Source organism: Pseudomonas sp. FG98, assembly GCF_057808595.1.
In genome coordinates this window covers 33,779-54,062 of record NZ_JBMDIJ010000038.1, presented here as the reverse complement: position 1 = coordinate 54,062, position 20,284 = coordinate 33,779, and the positions used below count along the sequence as shown (strand labels likewise).

The window sequence follows — 20,284 nt, the reverse complement described above, 5'->3', positions numbered from 1 at the left end:
CGTCGGTGATGCCACCATCGTAATCGCGGGTAAACCCGCTCCCACAGGGTCCGCGTCGTTCTTGGATCTGTTCTCTGCGCGACAGCGCAGCCTGAAAGGCTGGGCGGACTCCCACAGGTTTAGTGGTGCACCCGGCCCTTGTGGGAGCTGGCTTGCCAGCGATGAGGCCAGACCAAGCACCATCATTTTCCACTGCAAAGCCACTGGCATAAGTCTTGCCGCATTTCCGCGCACGACTTCCCCTGTGAGCACCTCGATGGACGACCTGCTGGATGCCCTGACCCCAAGCCCCGCGACCTGGCATGAAATGCTCGGCGTCGATGGCAGCGTGCGGCCGCATTGGCAGGAACTGCTCACCCACCTGCAACGCAGTGGCCCGCAACAGCTGGCCCAGCGCCAGTCCCTGCTCAACCGGCAACTGCGGGAAAACGGCGTTACCTACAACATCTACGCCGATCCGGATGGCGCCGATCGTCCCTGGGAACTCGATCTGCTGCCGCAGGTGATCCCCGCCGCCGAGTGGGACCAACTGGCTCGTGGCATCGCCCAGCGTGCTCGTCTGCTCAACGGGGTACTGGCAGACATCTACGGACCGCAGCAACTGATTGGCGAAGGCCTGCTGCCCGCCGAGCTGGTATTCGGCCACAACAATTTCCTCTGGCCTTGCCAGGGCATCCAGGTGCCGCAACAGACCTGGCTGCATATCTACGCAGCGGATCTGGCGCGCGGCCCGGACGGGCGCTGGTGGGTGACCGCCGACCGCACCCAGGCGCCCTCCGGGGCGGGCTACGCGCTGGAAAACCGCACCGTGGTGTCCCGGGCCTTCCCCGAGCTGTACCGCGACCTGCACGTACAGCACCTGGCCGGCTTCTTCCGCACCTTGCAACAAAGCCTGGCCCGCCTGGCCCCGAGTGAGCGGGAAACGCCGCTGGTGGTGCTGCTGACCCCCGGCCGCTTCAACGAAAGCTGGTTCGAGCACCTGTTCCTTGCCCGCCAACTGGGCTATCCGCTGGTGGAAGGCAGCGACCTGACCGTGCGCGATGGCACGGTCTACCTCAAGACCCTCAGTGGGCTGCGCCGGGTCCACGCGATCCTGCGCCGCCTCGATGACGATTTCTGCGATCCCCTGGAACTGCGCACCGACTCGGCACTGGGCGTGCCCGGTCTGCTGGATGCGGTACGCCAGGGCCGCGTCCTGGTGGCCAATGCCCTCGGCAGCGGCGTGCTGGAGTCGCCCGGGCTACCGGGTTTCCTGCCGGCGATCAGCCAGCGGCTGCTGGGCGAAGAGTTGATCCTGCCGTCCATCGCCAGTTGGTGGTGCGGCGAGCCGGCGGCGCTGGAGCAGGCGCTGGAGAAAATGCCGGACCTGTTGTTCAAGCCGGCATTTCCGTCGCAGAGCTTCCAGCCGCTGTTGGGACGGGACCTGGATGCCGAGCAACGCCAGGCCCTGGCCGCCCGCCTGCGTGCGCGGCCTTATGCCTATGTCGCCCAGGAACTGGCGCAGCTTTCCCAGGCGCCGGTCTGGCAGGGCAATGGCCTGGAAGATCGCCCGGTGGGCATGCGTGTCTACGCCGTGGCCAGCGCCGACGGCTGGCGGGTATTGCCGGGCGGCCTGACGCGGGTGGCCGCCCAGGCCGATGCCGAAGTGGTTTCGATGCAGCGCGGCGGTGCCAGCAAGGACACCTGGGTGCTGGGCGAACGTCCGGCCCGGGGCGAGCAATGGCAGGTCAGCCAGCGCCTTGGCGTGGCCGACCTGGTCCGCGCCGATCCTTACTTGCCCTCGCGGGTTGTGGAAAACCTGTTCTGGTTCGGCCGCTATTGCGAGCGTTGCGATGCCAGCGCGCGTTTGCTGCGGATCCTGCTGGGTCGCTACCTCGACGGTGACTCGCCGCAGGCACTGGAAGCGGCGGTGCAACTGGCCGAGGAGGTGTCCTTGCTGCCGGCGGAAGGCACGCTGGATACGCGCCTGCGCACCGCCTTGCTCGATCCGGGCTGGGAGTTCAGCCTGCGTGCCAGCCTGCAGCGTCTGCAGTGGGCAGCAGGGCAGGTGCGCGGCAAGCTGTCGCGGGAAAACTGGCAGGCGCTCAGCGAGCTGCAGCGTGAGGTACAGCGCCTCGACGACTTGTCCGCCAACTTTACCGAGCTGCTGGATTTCCTTGATCGCCTGATCCTGTCCATGGCGGCGCTGTCCGGCTTCGCCCTCGACGATATGACCCGCGACGAAGGCTGGCGCTTCCTTCTCACCGGTCGCCGTATCGAGCGTCTCCACGCCCTGAGCAGCAGCCTCGCGGCGTTCCTGCGCGGCCCGGAGGCGACCGACCAGGCCGGTCTGGAGTGGCTGCTGGAACTGGCCAACAGCAGCATCACCTACCGCTCGCGTTATCTGGCGGTGGCGCAACTGGTGCCGGTCCTGGATTTGCTGTTGCTCGACGAGCAGAACCCCCACGGCGTGCTGTTCCAGCTGCGCTCGTTGCTGCGTTCGCTGGAGCGCCTGCGCAGTCCGGCCGAGAACGGGCTGGTGGCGCTGGCCGACCGCCTCAGGCATTTCGACCTGCGCAGCCTGGAAGATCCGTTGTTCGGCGAGGACAGCGTGAGCGCCGTGCTGGAAGGCCTGGCGGCAATGCTGGAACAGATCGCCGAAGGCGCCGAGGCCGCCGCCGAGCGCCTGGCCCTGCGCCATTTCGCCCATGTCGATGTCAGCCAGCAGACGGTGTCCGCCTGATGAGTGCGCGTTACCAGATTCTTCACGATACCCATTACCGCTACGCCAGCCCGGTATCGCTGGCCCAGCAACTGGTGCACCTGTGGCCACGGGAGTGTGCCTGGCAGCGCTGTGCGGAGCGCGTCCTCGAGGTCGATCCGGTGCCAACGCGGCGCCGTGACGAGCAGGATGTCTTCGGCAATCCGCTGACCCGCCTCGGCCTGGAGTACCAGCATGACGAACTGAAGGTCAGCACCCGGGTACGCATCGAGGTGCTGCCGCGCCTGCAACCGTCCTTGTCCGGCTCGCCAGCCTGGGAGCAGGCCCGGGATGCCCTGGCTTACTCGCGCCAGGCGCTATCGCCAGCGTTTCTCGAAGCTAGCCGGTACCGCTTCGAGTCGCCCTTCGTGCGCCTGAAGAAGCGCTTCGTGGCGTTTTCCGAACCCTGTTTCGCGCCCGGCATGCCGCTGCTTGAAGCGGTGCGTGCACTGATGGAAAAGATCTTCCGCGAATTCACCTTCGATGCCAGCGCGACCCAGGTCGCCACGCCGCTGGTAGAGGTGCTGGAACGGCGGCGTGGGGTGTGCCAGGACTTCGCCCACCTGATGCTCGCCTGTCTGCGTTCGCGCGGGCTGGCGGCGCGTTACGTCAGCGGCTACCTGCTGACCCGGCCGCCGCCCGGGCAGGCCCGGCTGATTGGCGCGGATGCCTCGCATGCCTGGGTTTCGGTGTTCTGCCCGCTTCACGGCTGGGTGGACTTCGATCCCACCAACAACCTGCTGCCGGCGCTGGAGCACATCACCCTCGGCTGGGGTCGTGATTTCACCGATGTCTCGCCCCTGCGCGGGGTGATTCTCGGCGGCGGCAGCCACGATCCCGAGGTCCGGGTCACCGTGCTGCCGCTGGAAGGGCAGGGCGATCAGGTCGGCGGCTGATCGACCCACTTCGGCTGCACCACCGGCTCCCAGGCGTCGAGGGCATCGAGCAGGGCATCGGGGTTGCCGTTCATTTGCAGCATCGAGCGGTGTTGCGGGCGGACGAAGCCTTCCGCGACCACATGATCGAGGAAGCCGCTGAGTTTTTCGTAGAAGCCGTTGACCTCCAGCAGGCCCAGTGGCTTGCCGTGGTAGCCGAGCTGGCCCCAGGTCCAGACTTCGAACAGCTCCTCGAAGGTGCCGAGACCGCCGGGGAGGGCGATGAAGGCGTCGCTCAGTTCGGCCATGCGCGCCTTGCGCGCGTGCATGCCGTCGACCACTTCCAGGCGGGTCAGGCCGGGGTGGGCGATTTCCGCGCGTTGCAGGCTGACCGGAATGATCCCGATCACTTCACCGCCGGCGGCCATGGCGGCATCGGCAACGATGCCCATCAGGCCCACGGCACCACCGCCGTAGACCAGGGTCAGGCCGCGCCGGGCAATGGCCTGGCCGAGGGCGACGGCGGCTTCGCGATACACCGGGCTGGCCCCGGTGCTGGCGCCACAGAAAACACAAACGGAACGTAGAGACATGACTTTCTCCGGGTCGAAAATCGCCACAGGGTACGGTCATGAGGCCTCACTTCCAAGACTTGCGTATTACTCCGGACGGCTGAATTCGCAGGTGGCGCCGGCGGCACCGCAGGCATAGGCGGCCAGCAGGCTTTGCATGAAGTTGCTGAGGAACATGTCGGACTACTCCTAAATGAGAGGTTGTCTCATCGTCTGTCATAGGAGCATGATGGCGCACGTTGATTGTCTTGATGGACACCATAGAGAATTTCACTGCTGTTTCAGGGTCTTAACCCTTGACCCATGTCACCAGTCCGCTGCGCTGGATGGGGCAGTCTGATTTCAATAAAAAACCTGCCATGGAGATTCACAATGTTTGCCAAGTTCGTTGCCGTATCCCTGCTGTCCATCGCCAGTGCCCAGGTAATGGCCGCTGACTGCAAGGTTACCGTCGACTCCACCGACCAGATGTCCTACAACACCAAGGAAATCGCCATCGACAAGAGCTGCAAGCAGTTCACCGTCGAACTGACCCACTCCGGCAACCTGCCGAAGAACGTCATGGGCCATAACCTGGTGATCAGCAAGACCGCCGACGCACAAGCCATCGCCACTGGCGGCATGGCCAAGAAGATCGAAGGTGGTTACCTGGATGAAAGCGATGCCCGCATCATCGCCCACACCAAGCTGATCGGCGCTGGCGAAAAAGACTCGGTCACCTTCGACGTGTCCAAGCTGGCTGCTGGTGAAAGCTACCAGTTCTTCTGCACCTTCCCGGGCCACATCGCCATGATGAAAGGCGCTGTCGTTCTGAAGTAATTGCTTCAGGGGCCTTCCGGGCCTCATCGCCGGCAACGCCGGCTCCCACAAGTCCAGCGGTGCATGCGGTCTCTGTGGGAGCCGGCGTTGCCGGCGATGCTTTTATGGCGCGAACGGCAGTTCCCGCTTGTGCTGCGTCTTCTCATACGTCCGCTTGATGATCTCGAACGCTTCCTCGCTGACCGGCTCGCCGTGCAGGAAGGCGTCGATCTGCGCGTAGGTCACGCCGTGCGAAGCCTCGTCCGGCTTGCCCGGCTCCAGGTCTTCGAGGTCGGCGGTCGGCACCTTCTCCACCAGTGACTCCGGCGCCCCGAAGCTGCGGGCGATCGAACGCACCTGGTTTTTCACCAGGCCACTCAGTGGCGCCAGGTCGCAGGCGCCGTCACCGAACTTGGTAAAGAAGCCCATCACCGCCTCGGCGGCATGGTCGGTACCAATCACCAGGCCCGCCCGGGCACCGGCGATGGTGTATTGGGCCAGCATGCGCATCCGCGCCTTGGTGTTGCCGACGACGAAGTCCACCAGGCTCGGCTTGCCGCCTTCCAGCGCCTTGACCTCGGCCGCCAGGGCGCGAACTGCCGGGGCGATGTTCACCGTGTGCAGTTCGTCCGGCTTGATGAAATCGATGCAGGCCTGGGCGTCGTGCTCGTCGTGCTGCACGTGGTACGGCAGGCGCACGGCGATGAAACGGTAGGCCGGGTCGCCGGTCTGCTCGCGCAGCTCGTTGACCGCGCGCTGGGCGAGCAGGGCGGCGGTCAGCGAATCGACGCCGCCACTGATGCCCAGTACCAGGACTTTCAGCCCGGCATTCTTCAGGCACTGCTGGATAAAGGCGACGCGCCGGGTGACTTCGGCGTCGAGGGCGGCGCGGTCGGCGAACGGCGGCTGGACCTTGAGCTGCTGCGCGATCTCTCGCTGGACGGCTTGCATGGGTTACTCCTCGCTGGGAACTTGGAAAACGTGACGCAGGTAAGAGACGAAATTCGGGTCGCGGCACTGGGTCTTGGCGGCTTCGTCGGAAATCTTCGCCACCGGCTGGCCGTTGCAGTCGGTCATTTTAAGCACGATGCTCATCGGCGCCACGCCAGGGATGTCGCAGGTCAGGTTGGTGCCGATGCCGAAGCTGACATTGATACGCCCGCGCAAGGCCCGGAAGATTTCCAGCGAGCGCGGCAGGTCCAGTCCATCGGAAAACACCAGGGTCTTGGTCATCGGGTCGATCCCGAGCTTGCGGTAGTGGGCGATGGCCTTTTCCGCCCAGGCCACCGGATCCCCGGAGTCGTGGCGCAGGCCGTCGAACAGCTTGGCGAAGTACAGGTCGAAATCGCGCACGAAGGCATCCATGGTGATGCAGTCGGTCAGGGCGATGCCGAGCAGGCCGCGGTATTCGCGGACCCAGCAGTCGAGGGCGGCGATCTGGCTGTCGATCAGGCGCGGTCCGAGTTGCTGGTGGGCCATGATCCATTCGTGGGCCATGGTGCCCAGCGGCTTGATATCCAGTTTCCATGCCAGGTGCACGTTGCTGGTACCGACGAAGCGCGCCGGGAACTCGGCCTTGAGCACCTTGACCACTTCTTCCTGGACGCCATAGGAAAAGCGCCGGCGGGTGCCGAAGTCGGCGACCTGCAACGCGGCCAGTTCGTCGTCGCTGGCATTGGCGCGCAGCCAGTCGAACTTGCGCAGCAACTGTTCGCGGGCCTGCCCCAGCTGTACCTGTGGATAACGGTTGCGGTTGCGCACCTCGCTGATGATCGCCAGCAACGGCACTTCGAAGAGGATCACGTGCAGCCAGGGGCCCTTGAGGCGGAGGAAGAACTGGTCGTTTTCGACGCCCATCTTCACGTAGCGCAGATTGAAGCGGAACAGGCCGAGGAAGCGCAGGAAGTCCGGCTTCATGAAGCTGATCTGTTCGAGGAAGCCCAGTTGCTCGTCGCTGATGCTCAGGTCGCTGAGACGCTCGACCTGCTCGCGGATCTGCCCCAGATAAGGGCGCAGGTCTTCGCCATTACGGCAGCGGAACTCCCACTCGACGTCGACGTTGGGGTAGTTGTGCAACACCGCCTGCATCATCGTCAGCTTGTAGAAATCGGTATCCAGCAGGCTTTGCACGATGCGGTCGGCGAAAGCGCTATCGCTCATAAAAGGCTCCAGTTCGGACATGTGCCATCAAGGCTGCCCATTCTGCCAGTGTATCTCGCCGACAGTGGCCAGAATTCTTGCTTCGTTCGGTAGCGAACTACCTATAGCGGCGTTTTTCCCAGCCCGGTCTAGCCTCTTATGGTGCTTGCTGTAGCAGTCGCGCACCACGGATGTGCAGTTCCGTTACGCATCCTGTTACAGGGCGGTTGCACGTAAACGCGCGGCGAGGTTGCAATGATGGCATCCATGGGTTGCGCCTTCCCCTTCCGGAAGGTGGCTCTTTGTGTCTGGGCAGGGGTTGCACGACCCGTAAAGAAAGCCCGAAACGGTGTGCCTGAAAACCTCGGTGCGAGTTTTTTCCGAATGAAAAACCGATGGCACGGCCCTTGCTCTAGGCAAGTGGCTGAAACAAGTTGCTGAAGTCTGATTTGCCGAAGAGTCGTGCCAATTCAAAAAACATCAGGAGCACCACCACATGTCGCAGACGTTTTACAAGAAAGGCTTTCTCGCTCTCGCCGTGGCCACGGCGCTGGGCGTTTCTTCGTATGTCCAGGCCGATCTGAAGATTGGTGTCGCAGGTCCCATGACCGGCGCCAACGCAGCATTCGGCGAGCAGTACATGAAAGGTGCCCAGGCTGCGGCCGATGCCATCAATGCCAAGGGCGGCGTGAACGGCGAGAAGATCGTCCTGGTCAAGGGCGATGACGCCTGCGAACCGAAGCAGGCCGTGGCCGTGGCCAACCGCCTGGTGGACCAGGACAAGGTAGCCGGCGTGGTCGGCCACTTCTGCTCGTCCTCGACCATCCCGGCCTCCGAGGTGTACGACGAAGCCGGCGTGATCGCCATCACCCCGGGCTCGACCAACCCGCAGGTCACCGAGCGCGGCCTCGGCGCCATGTTCCGCATGTGCGGTCGTGACGACCAGCAGGGCATCGTCGCCGGCGACTACATCGTCGACGTGCTCAAGGGCAAGAAAGTCGTGGTCCTGCACGACAAGGACACCTACGGCCAGGGCCTCGCCGACGCGACCAAGGCGCAACTGGAGAAGCGCGGCGTCAAGCCGGTGCTGTACGAAGGCCTGACCCGCGGCGAGAAAGACTTCAGCGCCGTGGTCACCAAGATCCGCGCCGCCGGTGCCGACGTCGTCTACTTCGGCGGCCTGCACCCGGAAGCCGGTCCGCTGGTCCGTCAGCTGCGTGAGCAGGGTCTGAAGGACGTGGCCTTCATGTCCGACGACGGCATCGTCACCGACGAACTGGTCGCCACTGCCGGCGGTGCGCAATACACCAACGGCGTGTACATGACCTTCGGCGCCGACCCGCGCCTGCTGCCGGACAGCAAGGACGTGGTCGAGCAGTTCCGCAAAGGCGGCACCGAGCCGGAAGGCTACACCCTGTACGCCTACGCCTCGATCCAGGCCCTGGCTGCCGGCTTCGAGGGCGCCAAGTCGAACAAGGGCGAAGACGCTGCCAAGTGGCTCAAGGCCAACCCGGTGAAAACCGTGATGGGCGAGAAGAAGTGGGACAGCAAGGGCGACCTGACCGTCTCCGACTACGTGGTCTACCAGTGGGACGCCAACGGCAAGTACCACCAACTGGAAAAACAAAAATAACAACCGCAGCGGGCCCGGGCCTTCAGTGTCCGGGCCGTTGCCCGGTTTCGCGCCGTACCTGTCTTTTCTCGTAGATCTGCACAAACCTGCGCTGCGAGGGCCGCTTCATCCGGGGCTCACCGTAGTCGGCGCTTGTGCAATCTCAAATACGTGAGATTGCGTTATGGATGGAATTTTCCTGCAGCAACTGATCAATGGACTGACCCTCGGGTCCGTCTATGGTCTGATCGCCATCGGCTACACAATGGTCTATGGCATCATCGGCATGATCAACTTCGCGCACGGCGAGGTGTATATGATCTCCGCTTACCTGGCGGCGATCAGCCTGGCATTGCTGGCATATTTCGGTATCGAGTCCTTTCCGCTGCTGATGCTGGGAACCCTGTTGTTCACCATCGTCGTTACCGGGGTCTACGGCTTCACCATCGAACGCATCGCCTACAAGCCCCTGCGCAACTCCACTCGCCTGGCGCCGCTGATCAGCGCCATCGGTATCTCGCTGATCCTGCAGAACTACGCGCAGATCAGCCAGGGCGCCCGCCAGCAAGGCGTGCCGACCCTGCTCGAAGGCGCCTGGCGCTTCGATGTCGGTACCGGCTTCGTACAACTGACCTACACCAAGATCTTCATCCTCATCGCCGCCTTCGCCGGCATGGCCCTGCTCACCTACGTGATCAAGTACACCAAGCTCGGCCGCATGTGCCGCGCCACCCAGCAGGACCGCAAGATGGCTTCGATCCTGGGGATCAACACCGACCGGGTGATCTCCTACGTGTTCGTCATCGGTGCGGTGATGGCTGCCCTGGCCGGGGTGCTGATCACCATGAACTACGGCACCTTCGACTTCTATGCCGGCTTCATCATCGGCATCAAGGCATTCACCGCCGCAGTGCTCGGCGGGATCGGCTCGCTGCCTGGCGCCATGCTCGGCGGGATCGTCCTGGGTATCTCCGAATCGCTGTTCGCCGGCCTGGTCAACTCCGACTACAAGGACGTGTTCAGCTTCTCGCTGCTGGTGCTGATCCTGATCTTCCGTCCCCAAGGCCTGCTGGGTCGCCCGCTCGTGGCTAAGGTGTGAACATGTCCACTGCCAAAACAGCTTCTTCCGGTTTCGATATCAAACGTACCCTGCTGGACACCATCGTCGCCGGCTTTCTTGCCCTGATCGTTTTCGGTCCGGTGGTAGGTGTGGTCCTCGATGGCTACAGCTTCAACGCCGAACCGAGCCGCGTGGCCTGGCTGGTGGGCGGGGTGATGGTAGGGCGCCTGGCCATCAGCCTGTTCCTGCAGACCGCCGCCGGCCAGCGCATGGCCCATGGCTTCGAAAGTGGTGGTTCGGGGGTGCACGTACTGGCGCCGGACTATAAATCGCGCCTGCGCTACATCATCCCGGCGCTGATCGTCATCGCCATCGTCTTCCCGATCTTCGCCAACAAGTACCTGCTCACCGTGGTCATCCTCGGCCTGATCTACGTGCTGCTCGGCCTCGGGCTGAACATCGTGGTCGGCCTGGCCGGCCTGCTCGACCTGGGTTACGTGGCCTTCTACGCCATCGGTGCCTATGGCCTGGCCCTGGGTTACCAGTACCTCGGCCTGGGCTTCTGGAGCGTGCTGCCGCTGGCGGCCATCGCTGCGGCGCTGGCGGGGTGCATATTGGGCTTCCCGGTGTTGCGCATGCACGGTGACTACCTGGCGATCGTGACCCTGGGCTTCGGCGAGATCATTCGTCTGGTGCTGAACAACTGGCTGTCCTTCACCGGTGGCCCGAACGGCATGCCGGTACCGTCGCCGACCTTCCTCGGCCTGGAGTTCGGCCGTCGGGCCAAGGATGGCGGGGTGCCGATCCACGAGTTCTTCGGCTTCGAATACAACGCCAACCTCAAGTTCATCTTCATCTACACCGTGCTGTTCCTGGTCGTGCTGGCCGTGCTCTATATCAAGCACCGCCTGACCCGCATGCCGGTGGGCCGCGCCTGGGAAGCCCTGCGCGAAGACGAGATCGCCTGCCGTTCCATGGGCCTCAACCATGTGCTGGTCAAGCTCTCGGCCTTCACCCTGGGCGCCTCCACCGCGGGCCTTGCCGGGGTGTTCTTCGCCAGCTACCAGGGCTTCGTCAACCCGTCGTCGTTCACCTTCTTCGAGTCGGCGCTGATCCTCGCCATCGTGGTGCTGGGCGGCATGGGCTCGACGGTCGGCGTGGTGATCGCCGCGTTCGTCCTGACCGTGGCCCCGGAACTGCTGCGCAGCTTCTCCGAATACCGCGTGCTGCTGTTTGGCGTGCTGATGGTGCTGATGATGATCTGGCGACCGCGTGGACTGATCCGTATCAGCCGCGCCGGTGTGGTCCCGCGTAAAGGAGTGGCGCCATGAGCGACGACGTAATCCTCTCGGTCGATAACCTGATGATGCAGTTCGGCGGGATCAAGGCGCTGAGCGATGTCAGCCTGAAGGTCAAGCGCAACGAGATCTTCGCCCTGATCGGCCCCAACGGCGCGGGCAAGACCACCGTGTTCAACTGCCTGACCGGTTTCTACAAGGCCAGCGGTGGCAAGATCGAACTCAACGTGCGCGGCTCGCACACCAACGTCATCCAGTTGCTCGGCGAGCGCTTCCAGCTGGGCGATTTCGTCTCGCCAAGCCGCTTCCTGACCCGCCTGCGCTACAAGATGTTCGGCGGTACCCACCTGGTCAACCGTGCCGGCCTGGCGCGGACCTTCCAGAACATTCGCCTGTTCCGGGAAATGTCGGTGGTGGAGAACCTGCTGGTGGCCCAGCACATGTGGGTCAACCGCAACCTGCTGGCCGGCGTGCTGAATACCAGGGCCTACCGCAAGGCCGAAAGCGACGCCCTCGACCATGCCTTCTACTGGCTGGAAGTGGTGGACCTGGTGGACTGCGCCAACCGCCTGGCCGGCGAGCTGTCCTATGGTCAGCAGCGCCGCCTGGAGATCGCCCGGGCCATGTGCACGCGGCCGAAGATCATCTGCCTGGACGAACCGGCTGCCGGCCTCAACCCGCAGGAAACCGAAGCCCTGAGCGGCATGATCCGGGTGCTGCGCGACCAGCACGACATCACCGTGGTGCTGATCGAGCACGACATGGGCATGGTCATGAGCATTTCCGACCATATCGTCGTCCTCGACCACGGCAACGTGATCGCCGAAGGCAAGCCGCAGGACATCCGCAACAACCCGACCGTGATCGCCGCCTACCTGGGTGCTGACGAAGAGGAGCTGGTATGAGCGCACCCATTCTCGAACTGCAGGACCTGGACGTGTTCTACGGACCGATCCAGGCCCTGAAAAAGGTCTCGATGCACATCAACGAGGGCGAGACGGTCAGCCTGATCGGCTCCAACGGCGCCGGCAAGTCGACCCTGCTGATGTCGATCTTCGGCCAGCCGCGGGCGGCTGGCGGCAAGATCATCTATCGCGGCACCGACATCACCCACAAGTCGTCCCACTACATCGCCTCCAACGGTATCGCCCAGTCGCCGGAAGGGCGGCGGGTCTTCCCCGACATGACCGTCGAGGAAAACCTGATGATGGGCACCATCCCCATCGGCGACAAACACGCCGACGAGGACATGCAGCGCATGTACGAGCTGTTTCCGCGGCTCAAGGAGCGGCGTAACCAGCGGGCCATGACCATGTCCGGCGGCGAGCAGCAGATGCTCGCCATCGCCCGGGCGCTGATGAGCCGGCCGAAGCTGTTGCTGCTCGACGAACCGTCGCTGGGCCTGGCGCCCATCGTGGTCAAGCAGATCTTCTCCACACTGCGCGAGCTGGCGAAGAGCGGCATGACCATCTTCCTCGTCGAGCAGAACGCCAACCACGCGCTGAAGCTGTCGGACCGCGCCTATGTGATGGTCAACGGGCAGATCCGCCTGAGCGGCACGGGGCAGGAGCTGCTGGTCAACGAGGAGGTGCGCAACGCCTATCTTGGCGGGCACTGAGGGCAGGTTGCAGTTCATCGCCGGCAACGCCGGCTCCCCCAGATATCGCGTGCGCCGCTGAACCTGTGGGAGCCGGCGTTGCCGGCGATGAGGCCATCGAGGTTTACAAGGAACTCAAGATAAAACCGGACAGTCGTACCCCGTGTACCGTTTCGACGCTGCACAAGGAACCCATGCGATGTCCATCCGCTCCCTGATCACCCCCGCGATCCTCGCCTGCGGCCTGCTGTTCGGCAGCCTGGCCGCGCAGGCCGAGGAAGCGGCCAAGGTCCAGATCGATTCTTCCGCCTCGTCTTCCGATAACCTCGCCGCGATCCACCGCGAATCCGGCATGAGCCACACCCTGCACGACTCCGGTGTCAGCGTGGCCGACCTGAAGAAGATGCGCGACACCCTCAACCAGAACGCCAGCGATATCCAGGATCTGCGTCGCACCGTGGACGAGCAGACCCGGCAGATTGGCGAGTTGCAACGCCGCCTCGAAGACACCAATCGCAAGGTCCAGTAAGCCCTGTGGATGAAAGTCCGTCGCTGTCGGCAAGCGCCGTTGTTCATCATGGGGTTTTCCACAAGAATGTGGAAAAGTACTCCGATCGATTGATGGCTATATGCCATGTTTCAACTGTAAGCGGTTGTTTTCCATGTTATTCAAGTTGTCCACGATTCATGTGGAAGTGATTGTGGGTAACTTGGTGATGATTGGCTGAAGGCCTTGAATTACGTGGCTTTCAGGAGTGTGCTCATTTTTTGAACACTAACTTTCGAAGATGCTGAGAGGTTATTTGTCAAGTTCGAAATTGCACTATCGAACAGGGCCGAATGATTGATTAAAGGCTGTGGATAACTCTGTGAGCAAGCCTTGGAAAGACGCTGCCAGGCCGCACAGTTAGAGGCGTTGCGCCATCAGCGAAGTTTTCCCCAATGCACGGCAAGGGGGCAGGCTCTCGTCATTGCTGTGCAATCCACATGCGCGCGACGTTCAGCCTGTGGATGACTTGCTCCGCGAGGCCGCCGCCGGGTTATACAGTTGCCCCCAATCTGTGTGGAAGGGCCTGTGGATAAGGTGCGCACACCTGCGCCGGAGCCTTCTGCCGCAAGGCTTTGCGCCGGTTGATCGTTTTTTGTCCAGGGCCAGGAACGGCTTGCCCCATGGCCATTGGCCGGGCATGCTTCAGGGCCTGCCGTCCTCTTGCCGTGATCCAAGGAGATACCCCCATGACTTCCACCGTATTCATCACCGGTGCCACTTCCGGCTTCGGCGAAGCCTGCGCCCGCCGTTTCGCCGAGGCAGGCTGGTCGCTGGTGCTGACCGGTCGCCGCCAGGAGCGTCTCGACGCACTCTGTGCAGAACTCTCGAAACAGACCGAGGTACACGGGCTGGTCGTGGATGTCCGTGACCGCAAGGCCATGGAGGAGGCGATCGCCAGCCTGCCACCGGCCTTCGCCAAGCTGCGCGGCCTGATCAACAACGCCGGCCTGGCCCTGGGCGCGGACCCGGCGCCGAAGTGCGACCTGGATGACTGGGAAACCATGGTCGATACCAACATCAAGGGCCTGATGTACAGCACCCGCCTGCTGCTGCCACGCCTGATCGCCCACGGCCGTGGCGCGACCATCCTCAACGTCGGTTCGGTGGCGGGTAACTACCCGTACCCGGGCAGCCATGTGTATGGCGGCACCAAGGCGTTCGTCGGCCAGTTCTCTCTCAGCCTGCGCTGCGACCTGCGCGGCACCGGGGTTCGGGTGACCAATATCGAGCCGGGACTGTGTGAAAGCGAGTTCTCGCTGGTGCGCTTCGGCGGTGACCAGAGCCGCTACGACGCCACCTACGCGGGTGCCGAGCCGATCCAGCCGCAGGATATCGCCGAGACCATCTTCTGGATTCTCAACCAGCCGGCGCATATCAATATCAACAACCTGGAACTGATGCCGGTGAGCCAGGACTGGGCGGGGTTCTCGATTACCCGCAAGGATTGAGTTGCCTTTGAGGGCCTAATCGCTGGCAAGCCAGCTCCCACAGGTACAGCAGTGTTCTCGCGAGCGGCGCAGACCCTGTGGGAGCCGGCTTGCCGGCGATAGCGTCAGTCCAGACGCTGCAAGCCTTCCAGGCAGGTCGCAAGGTGATAGGGCGTGGTCGACGGCATATCCTCCCGGCTGACCTTGCCCTCACCATCCCGACACTCGAACCAGCCCCCCTCATGCAGGAACCGCTGCCTCAAGGCCTGTAGCTGACCATCCAGCTTCTCCCCACCATCCGCCCGCAAGGCCAGCGCCCGCAGATACTCCGCCTGGGCCCAGATCCGCTGCGTTGCATCGCGCACGTTGCCGTTCTCGTCGAGCATCGCCAGCACCGCCCCGTCCTTGACGCCACGTTCTTCAGCGAAGGCAAAGGCCCGTTCCAGCGAGCCATGCAGCGCCGTGCCCTTGAGCAGCGGCGAGGTGTCCAGCAGGAAGAACCACTCGAACTGATGCCCCGGCTCGAACCAGTTATCCACAGCCCCTCGCGGCTTCTCCAGCATCACGCCGTGCTGCGGATCGACGAACTGTTGCTGCATGCCCTCGACCAGTGCCAGCAATGCCGCCTGTACCGCGGCATCCTCCCGCACGGCCAGGGTGGCGAGGAAGGCTTCGGCCAGGTGCATCAACGGGTTCTGCAGAGGGCCGCTGCCCAGGTCCGACCAGTCTTCGCCGAGGCTGGCCTCGTACAGGCCATCGTCATTGGCGAAGCGTTCGGTCACCACGCTCAGCGCGGCATTCAGGGTCGATTCCGCCAGGCTGTCGCGGGACTTGTCCCAGTAGTGCGCGCAGGCGAAGACGATGAACGCGTGGGTGTAGAGATCCTTGCGCCGGTCCAGCGGCTTGCCCTGGGCATCGATGCTGTAGAACCAGCCGCCATGCTCGGCATCGTGGAAATGCCGTTGCAGCGAGCGGAACAATGCAGCGGCGCGCTCGGCGGCGCCCGGCTGGTCGATGCGGCTGCTGAACAGGTAGAGCTGGCGGGCGCAGGCCATGGCCCGGTAGCGCTGCACCGGCAGCGGCTGGTGCGCCGGGTCGAGGGCCTCGAAGGGCAGGGCCATGTCCGGGTTCCACCCCGGGCCTTCCCAGAGCGGCACGATGCGTCGGTCGAAGTGTTGCTGGACTTCAGCGAGCAGGGAGGACTGGGCAGGGGAAAGTTCGGACATGGAAAAGGGTCATCGCCGTCATTGCGTTGGCGCGCATGGTAGCAGGAAATGTCCCCATGGCACCGGGCTCAGGTCGGGTTGCCCAGGCCCTGCCAATGCCGCGCACCGACGAAGATGAAGCGCAGTTGCTGGACGATCTTGGCTTCGGCGCTGAGCTGGCCTTCGACCAGCACGGCGGGCGGGTCGATCAGCTCCGGCAGGGTGGCGAATACGGTCTTCACCACCAGGTCAGCTATCACCTCAAGGGCCGCTGTGTCGAGATGCTGCCAGCGGCGCATGCTGCCGAGGTCGGCGGCGAGGTCGGAGCTGATGCCTTCGCGCAAGCGGGCGATCGCCTGGCGCACGGGCTGTGAACCGCCGTATTGCTCGCGGGCGAGGAACAGGAACTGCGCACGGTTGGCCGCGACCACATCGAGAAAGATGCGCACCGAAGCGTCGGTGATGCCGCCCAGTTCGATTTCGTTGTGGCGAACCATGCGGATGGTCTGGCGGAAGGTTTCGTTGACTTCACGGACCAGGGCCAGGCCCAACTGGTCCATATCATCGAAGTGGCGGTAGAAACCGGTGGGCACGATGCCGGCAGTGCGAGCTACTTCGCGCAGGCTGATGCTGCCGAAACCGCGACCGCTTTCCATCAGTTGGCGGGCGGCGTCCAGCAGGGCATGGCGAGTCTGTTGCTTCTGTTCGGCGCGCGGCAGCATGGCGGGTTCGTTCGTGTGAAACAGGTTCAGCACTCTAAAGGCCGGGGCCGGAAAAACAAAGCCCGGTCAGTGGACCGGGCCTCGGAGGGGAGGGGGTTGCGCAGGGTGAGCTGTTATTTTCGCGCATAGGCATCAGCTCAACCGGCTGTTGCGTTCGACCAGGCGATCCGAACCACCTTCGGCAACGCGGTTGGCACGTTCGATGGCGCGATCCGAACCACCTTCGGCAACACGGTTGGCACGTTCGATCACACGGTCGGAGCCACCTTCGGCAACACGGTTGGCGCGTTCGATGGCACGGTCGGAGCCACCTTCGGCAACACGGTTGGCGCGTTCGATTGCACGGTCGGAACCACCTTCGGCGACACGGTTGGCACGGTCGATCACACGGTCAGAACCGCCTTCGGCAACGCGGTTGGCACGATCGATCACACGGTCGGAACCACCTTCGGCAACACGGTTGGCGCGTTCGATCACACGGTCGGAACCACCTTCAGCCAGGGTGTTCAGCGACTGGGAAACGGTTGCCGAGCTGGAACGGGCTTCGGCGGACAGGTGTTGGTCGGCAGCCGGTACGGCAAGGGCGTTGGCGGCCAGGACAGAGAGGGCAAGGCTAAGCAGCAATTGGCGTTTCATGATTTGGTTCTCCTTGGGGAGGGCAACAAAGTGGGTACGAAGCCAATGCTACTCTTGGAAATTGGATAGAAAAGTTCATAAAGATAATGGTAACAATCAACGGGATTGATATATTCCGCCGACCGCTCTAGTCCGGGCCTTTTCCGAGTGAGTTAGTAGGAATTGCCTGGCGGGACTGACAGAAATTTCATCGCTCTGTCAGCTGAAACTGTCAGTACGGTCAGGAAAAATCCTTGTGATCGATCATTTCGGGTAAAACCCCTCGGCGTTTCATCAGTCCCAAGTACAAGTGCGTGGCTCACGCACGCTGCCTGCCTTGCTTTACTGGAGAACCGTGCAATGACGCGCCCCGCCAAAATCATCACCTGGACCCTCGCCAGCCTTGCGCTGATCGTGGCGCTGCTGGTGATCTTCATCGCCACCTTCGATTGGAACCGGATCAAGCCACTGCTCAACGACAAGGTCTCCGAAGCGCTGCATCGGCCCTTCGCCATCAACGGCGACCTGTCGGTGCATTGGCGTCGCGAACCCGAGGAAGGTGGCTGGCGGGCCTGGGTGCCTTGGCCGGCGTTCACCGCCCAGGACCTGACCCTGGGCAACCCCGACTGGCTCAAGGAGCCGCAGATGGTCGGCCTGCAGCAGGTCGACTTCCGCCTGTCGCCGCTGCCCTTGCTGGCCCAGCGCATCGTTATCCCGCGTATCGACCTCAAGCTGCCCACCGCCAGCCTCAAGCGCCTGGCCGATGGCCGGGCCAACTGGACCTTCGATTTCGCACCCAAGGATGAAAATGCCGAGCCGTCGAACTGGGTGCTGGATATCGGCGCCATCGGCTTCGACAAGGGCCAGGTCAGCTTCGATGACGCCACCCTGAAGACCAACGTCCAGGTACAGGTCGATCCGCTGGGCAAGCCGATTCCGTTCAGCGACATCGTCGGCAAGAGCGCCGCCGAGAAGACCGCCAAGGAGCACGGTAACGCCCAGGACTACGCCTTCGCCTTCAAGGCCAAAGGCACCTACAAAGGCGAGGCGTTGAACGGCGAGGGCAAGATCGGCGGCCTGCTGGCGCTGCAGGATGCGACCCAGCCGTTCCCGGTCCAGGTGGATGTGCGCATCGCCAAGACCCGCGCCATCGTCGCCGGCACCCTGACCGACCCGCGCAATCTCGGTGCTCTCGACCTGCGCCTGAAGCTGTCCGGTGCCAGCCTCGGCAATCTCTACCCGCTGACCGGCGTCACCTTGCCGGACACCCCGCCATACCAGACCGACGGCCGCCTCATTGCCAAGCTGCACGAGCCGGGCGGGGCGCTGTTCCGCTACGAGGGCTTCAACGGCAAGATCGGCGACAGCGATATCCATGGCGACCTGGCCTTCGTCGCCAGCCAGCCGCGGCCCAAGCTGACCGGCAAGCTGGTGTCCAACCAGTTGCTGTTCAAGGACCTCGCCCCGCTGATCGGTGCCGACTCCAATGCCCAGCAGAAAAACCGTGGCGGTGCGGCCAAGCAGCCGGGGGACAAGGTCCTGCCGGTGGAAGAATTCCGCACCGAGCGCTGGCGGGCCATGGATGCCGACGTGACCTTCACCGGCAAGCGCATCGTGCAGACGGCGGAGCTGCCCTTTACCGATCTCGACACCCATCTGGTCCTGGACGACGGCTTGCTGCGTCTTGAACCACTGTCCTTCGGCGTGGCCGGCGGCAAGCTGGCCATGCAGGTACGCCTCGACGGGCGCAGCACGCCGATGCAAGGGCGAGCCAAGCTGACCGCGCGGGATCTCAAGCTCAAGCAGCTGTTCCCTACCTTCGAACCGATGAAGACCAGCTTTGGCGCGCTCAACGGCGATGCCGACCTCAGCGGCCGCGGCAACTCGGTGGCGGCCCTGCTGGGCACCTCCAATGGCGACCTCAAGCTGCTGATCAACGATGGCGCGGTCAGCCGCGGGCTGATGGAAATCGCCGGGCTCAACGTGGGCAACTACGTGGTTGGCAAGCTGTTCGGCGACAATGAGGTGAAGATCAACTGCGCGGCCTCCGACGTGGGCATCAAGGATGGCCTGGCGACCATCCGGCTGTTCGTCTTCGACACCGAGAACGCGGTGATCTACGTGACCGGCACGGCCAACTTCGCCGCCGAGCAACTGGACCTGAAGATCAACCCGGAGTCCAAGGGGCTGCGCCTGTTCTCGCTGCGTTCGCCGCTGTATGTGCGGGGCTCCTTCGCCAAGCCGTCGGCCGGGGTGCAGGCGGTACCGCTGGCATTGCGCGGGGCGGGGATGGTGGCGCTGGGTGTGGTGGCCGGGCCGGCGGCGGGGTTGCTGGCGCTGGTTGCGCCGAGCAGCGGGGATGAGCCGAACCGTTGTACGCCGTTGCTGGAGCAGATGCGGGCGGGCAAGGCGCCCAAGACAGTGAAATAAGTGAGGGCCTCATCGCTGGCAAGCCAGCTCCCACAGGTTTAGCGGTGCATGCAATCCTTGTGGGAGCTGGCTTGCCAGCGATGAGGCCGGTAAGAACAACAGAAGAATCAGAGGCCTTGCAGCAGGTCCGCCATATCGTCGGCATGCTCTTCTTCCTGAGCCAGGATGTCCTCGAAGATACGCCGCGTGGTCGGATCACTATCGCCGATGAAGCGCACGATCTCCCGATAGCTGTCGATGGCGATGCGCTCGGCCACCAGGTCCTCCAGGACCATTTCCTTCAGGTTCTTGCCCGCGACGTACTGGGCATGGGAGTTCTTGCTCAGGTTGTCCGGGTTCAGGTCCGGCTCGCCGCCCAACTGCACGATGCGCTCGGCCAGCTTGTCGGCATGCTCCTGCTCCTGGTTGGCGTGTTCAAGGAACTCCGCCGCGGCGACGCTGGCCTTGATCCCGCTGGCCATGTAGTAGTGGCGCTTGTAGCGCAGGGTGCAGACCCATTCGGTGGCCAGCGACTCGTTGAGCAGACGCAGGATGGTCTGGCGGTCGGCGCTGTAGCCTTCGGTCACGGCGCCTTGCTCGACATGCTGGCGGGCGCGGTCGCGCAGGGTTTTCACATCGGTCAGTTCTACGGTGCTCATTTCATT

18 protein-coding genes are annotated in these 20,284 nt (G+C 63.6%); 11 read left to right on the top strand and 7 right to left on the bottom strand.

Annotated features, from left to right (window positions below; genetic code table 11):
* The first annotated feature begins 256 nt into the window (after positions 1-256).
* The gene (locus ACODSK_RS20430) at positions 257-2,722 is read left to right on the top strand and encodes a circularly permuted type 2 ATP-grasp protein (RefSeq protein ID WP_489018667.1); all 2,466 of its coding nucleotides are present in this window, start codon (positions 257-259) and stop codon (positions 2,720-2,722) included.
* Positions 2,722-3,636, top strand: coding sequence for a transglutaminase family protein (locus tag ACODSK_RS20425; protein ID WP_489018665.1), 915 nt, complete (start codon positions 2,722-2,724; stop codon positions 3,634-3,636). Before ACODSK_RS20430 ends, ACODSK_RS20425 begins: the two co-directional genes overlap by 1 nt.
* On the opposite strand, the gene ACODSK_RS20420 is transcribed toward ACODSK_RS20425, so the two are convergent.
* A complete protein-coding gene (locus ACODSK_RS20420; RefSeq protein WP_489018663.1) occupies positions 3,621-4,208 on the bottom strand; it encodes a cytokinin riboside 5'-monophosphate phosphoribohydrolase in 588 nt (195 codons plus the stop codon). The two genes, ACODSK_RS20425 and ACODSK_RS20420, sit on opposite strands and share 16 nt — an antisense overlap.
* 351 nt (positions 4,209-4,559) lie before the next feature.
* On the opposite strand from ACODSK_RS20420, the gene azu reads away from it, so the two are divergent.
* Positions 4,560-5,006 (top strand): azurin, encoded by a 447-nt coding sequence (azu, locus tag ACODSK_RS20415; RefSeq protein WP_489018661.1) that lies wholly within the window; start codon positions 4,560-4,562, stop codon positions 5,004-5,006.
* A gap of 102 nt (positions 5,007-5,108) precedes the next feature.
* Here the strand turns inward: azu and nadE are convergent, their stop codons facing one another.
* On the bottom strand, positions 5,109-5,936 hold the full coding sequence (gene nadE, locus ACODSK_RS20410; RefSeq protein ID WP_489018659.1) for an NAD(+) synthase: 828 nt from the start codon (positions 5,934-5,936) through the stop codon (positions 5,109-5,111).
* A gap of 3 nt (positions 5,937-5,939) precedes the next feature.
* Positions 5,940-7,145, bottom strand: coding sequence for a nicotinate phosphoribosyltransferase (gene pncB, locus ACODSK_RS20405; protein WP_489018657.1), 1,206 nt, complete (start codon positions 7,143-7,145; stop codon positions 5,940-5,942).
* Between the two features lie 475 nt (positions 7,146-7,620).
* On the opposite strand from pncB, the gene ACODSK_RS20400 reads away from it, so the two are divergent.
* The 7 genes from ACODSK_RS20400 (at position 7,621) to ACODSK_RS20370 (ending at position 14,689) form a co-directional block, all read left to right on the top strand.
* Positions 7,621-8,757 (top strand): branched-chain amino acid ABC transporter substrate-binding protein, encoded by a 1,137-nt coding sequence (locus ACODSK_RS20400; RefSeq protein ID WP_489018655.1) that lies wholly within the window; start codon positions 7,621-7,623, stop codon positions 8,755-8,757.
* Between the two features lie 163 nt (positions 8,758-8,920).
* Entirely contained in the window at positions 8,921-9,835 is a 915-nt protein-coding gene (locus ACODSK_RS20395; RefSeq protein ID WP_009398626.1) for an ABC transporter permease subunit, read from the top strand.
* 2 nt (positions 9,836-9,837) lie between these two features.
* Positions 9,838-11,127: a high-affinity branched-chain amino acid ABC transporter permease LivM gene (gene livM, locus ACODSK_RS20390; RefSeq protein WP_489018653.1), complete on the top strand. Its 1,290-nt coding sequence runs from the start codon at positions 9,838-9,840 to the stop codon at positions 11,125-11,127.
* Positions 11,124-11,999, top strand: coding sequence for an ABC transporter ATP-binding protein (locus ACODSK_RS20385; RefSeq protein ID WP_489018651.1), 876 nt, complete (start codon positions 11,124-11,126; stop codon positions 11,997-11,999). The genes livM and ACODSK_RS20385 overlap by 4 nt, the downstream gene beginning before the upstream one ends.
* Positions 11,996-12,712, top strand: a complete 717-nt coding sequence (locus ACODSK_RS20380; RefSeq protein ID WP_489018649.1) for an ABC transporter ATP-binding protein — start codon at positions 11,996-11,998, stop codon at positions 12,710-12,712. Before ACODSK_RS20385 ends, ACODSK_RS20380 begins: the two co-directional genes overlap by 4 nt.
* 178 nt (positions 12,713-12,890) lie before the next feature.
* Complete coding sequence (locus ACODSK_RS20375) at positions 12,891-13,220, top strand: hypothetical protein (RefSeq protein WP_489018648.1); 330 nt, start codon at positions 12,891-12,893, stop codon at positions 13,218-13,220.
* A 707-nt stretch (positions 13,221-13,927) separates the two neighbouring features.
* Entirely contained in the window at positions 13,928-14,689 is a 762-nt protein-coding gene (locus ACODSK_RS20370; protein ID WP_489018646.1) for an SDR family oxidoreductase, read from the top strand.
* Between the two features lie 104 nt (positions 14,690-14,793).
* On the opposite strand, the gene ACODSK_RS20365 is transcribed toward ACODSK_RS20370, so the two are convergent.
* From ACODSK_RS20365 to ACODSK_RS20355, 3 genes are all read right to left on the bottom strand, one after another.
* Positions 14,794-15,894, bottom strand: coding sequence for an AGE family epimerase/isomerase (locus ACODSK_RS20365; RefSeq protein WP_489018644.1), 1,101 nt, complete (start codon positions 15,892-15,894; stop codon positions 14,794-14,796).
* A gap of 68 nt (positions 15,895-15,962) precedes the next feature.
* The gene (locus tag ACODSK_RS20360; RefSeq protein WP_489018642.1) at positions 15,963-16,595 is read right to left on the bottom strand and encodes a TetR family transcriptional regulator; all 633 of its coding nucleotides are present in this window, start codon (positions 16,593-16,595) and stop codon (positions 15,963-15,965) included.
* Positions 16,596-16,727: 132 nt separating this feature from the next.
* Complete coding sequence (locus tag ACODSK_RS20355; protein ID WP_489018640.1) at positions 16,728-17,231, bottom strand: phage infection protein; 504 nt, start codon at positions 17,229-17,231, stop codon at positions 16,728-16,730.
* 339 nt (positions 17,232-17,570) lie between these two features.
* On the opposite strand from ACODSK_RS20355, the gene ACODSK_RS20350 reads away from it, so the two are divergent.
* Entirely contained in the window at positions 17,571-19,640 is a 2,070-nt protein-coding gene (locus ACODSK_RS20350) for an AsmA family protein (protein WP_489018638.1), read from the top strand.
* A gap of 107 nt (positions 19,641-19,747) precedes the next feature.
* On the opposite strand, the gene ACODSK_RS20345 is transcribed toward ACODSK_RS20350, so the two are convergent.
* Complete coding sequence (locus ACODSK_RS20345) at positions 19,748-20,278, bottom strand: ferritin-like domain-containing protein (protein ID WP_489018637.1); 531 nt, start codon at positions 20,276-20,278, stop codon at positions 19,748-19,750.
* Positions 20,279-20,284: the final 6 nt, after the last annotated feature.

What these genes read in the sequence shown, in the direction of transcription:
- ACODSK_RS20430 (WP_489018667.1), top strand. Translation starts at nt 257, where the DNA reads ATGGACGACCTGCTGGATGCCCTGACCCCAAGCCCCGCGACCTGGCAT.
- ACODSK_RS20425 (WP_489018665.1), top strand. Translation starts at nt 2,722, where the DNA reads ATGAGTGCGCGTTACCAGATTCTTCACGATACCCATTACCGCTACGCC.
- ACODSK_RS20420 (WP_489018663.1), bottom strand. Translation starts at nt 4,208, where the DNA reads ATGTCTCTACGTTCCGTTTGTGTTTTCTGTGGCGCCAGCACCGGGGCC.
- azu (WP_489018661.1), top strand. Translation starts at nt 4,560, where the DNA reads ATGTTTGCCAAGTTCGTTGCCGTATCCCTGCTGTCCATCGCCAGTGCC.
- nadE (WP_489018659.1), bottom strand. Translation starts at nt 5,936, where the DNA reads ATGCAAGCCGTCCAGCGAGAGATCGCGCAGCAGCTCAAGGTCCAGCCG.
- pncB (WP_489018657.1), bottom strand. Translation starts at nt 7,145, where the DNA reads ATGAGCGATAGCGCTTTCGCCGACCGCATCGTGCAAAGCCTGCTGGAT.
- ACODSK_RS20400 (WP_489018655.1), top strand. Translation starts at nt 7,621, where the DNA reads ATGTCGCAGACGTTTTACAAGAAAGGCTTTCTCGCTCTCGCCGTGGCC.
- ACODSK_RS20395 (WP_009398626.1), top strand. Translation starts at nt 8,921, where the DNA reads ATGGATGGAATTTTCCTGCAGCAACTGATCAATGGACTGACCCTCGGG.
- livM (WP_489018653.1), top strand. Translation starts at nt 9,838, where the DNA reads ATGTCCACTGCCAAAACAGCTTCTTCCGGTTTCGATATCAAACGTACC.
- ACODSK_RS20385 (WP_489018651.1), top strand. Translation starts at nt 11,124, where the DNA reads ATGAGCGACGACGTAATCCTCTCGGTCGATAACCTGATGATGCAGTTC.
- ACODSK_RS20380 (WP_489018649.1), top strand. Translation starts at nt 11,996, where the DNA reads ATGAGCGCACCCATTCTCGAACTGCAGGACCTGGACGTGTTCTACGGA.
- ACODSK_RS20375 (WP_489018648.1), top strand. Translation starts at nt 12,891, where the DNA reads ATGTCCATCCGCTCCCTGATCACCCCCGCGATCCTCGCCTGCGGCCTG.
- ACODSK_RS20370 (WP_489018646.1), top strand. Translation starts at nt 13,928, where the DNA reads ATGACTTCCACCGTATTCATCACCGGTGCCACTTCCGGCTTCGGCGAA.
- ACODSK_RS20365 (WP_489018644.1), bottom strand. Translation starts at nt 15,894, where the DNA reads ATGTCCGAACTTTCCCCTGCCCAGTCCTCCCTGCTCGCTGAAGTCCAG.
- ACODSK_RS20360 (WP_489018642.1), bottom strand. Translation starts at nt 16,595, where the DNA reads ATGCTGCCGCGCGCCGAACAGAAGCAACAGACTCGCCATGCCCTGCTG.
- ACODSK_RS20355 (WP_489018640.1), bottom strand. Translation starts at nt 17,231, where the DNA reads ATGAAACGCCAATTGCTGCTTAGCCTTGCCCTCTCTGTCCTGGCCGCC.
- ACODSK_RS20350 (WP_489018638.1), top strand. Translation starts at nt 17,571, where the DNA reads ATGACGCGCCCCGCCAAAATCATCACCTGGACCCTCGCCAGCCTTGCG.
- ACODSK_RS20345 (WP_489018637.1), bottom strand. Translation starts at nt 20,278, where the DNA reads ATGAGCACCGTAGAACTGACCGATGTGAAAACCCTGCGCGACCGCGCC.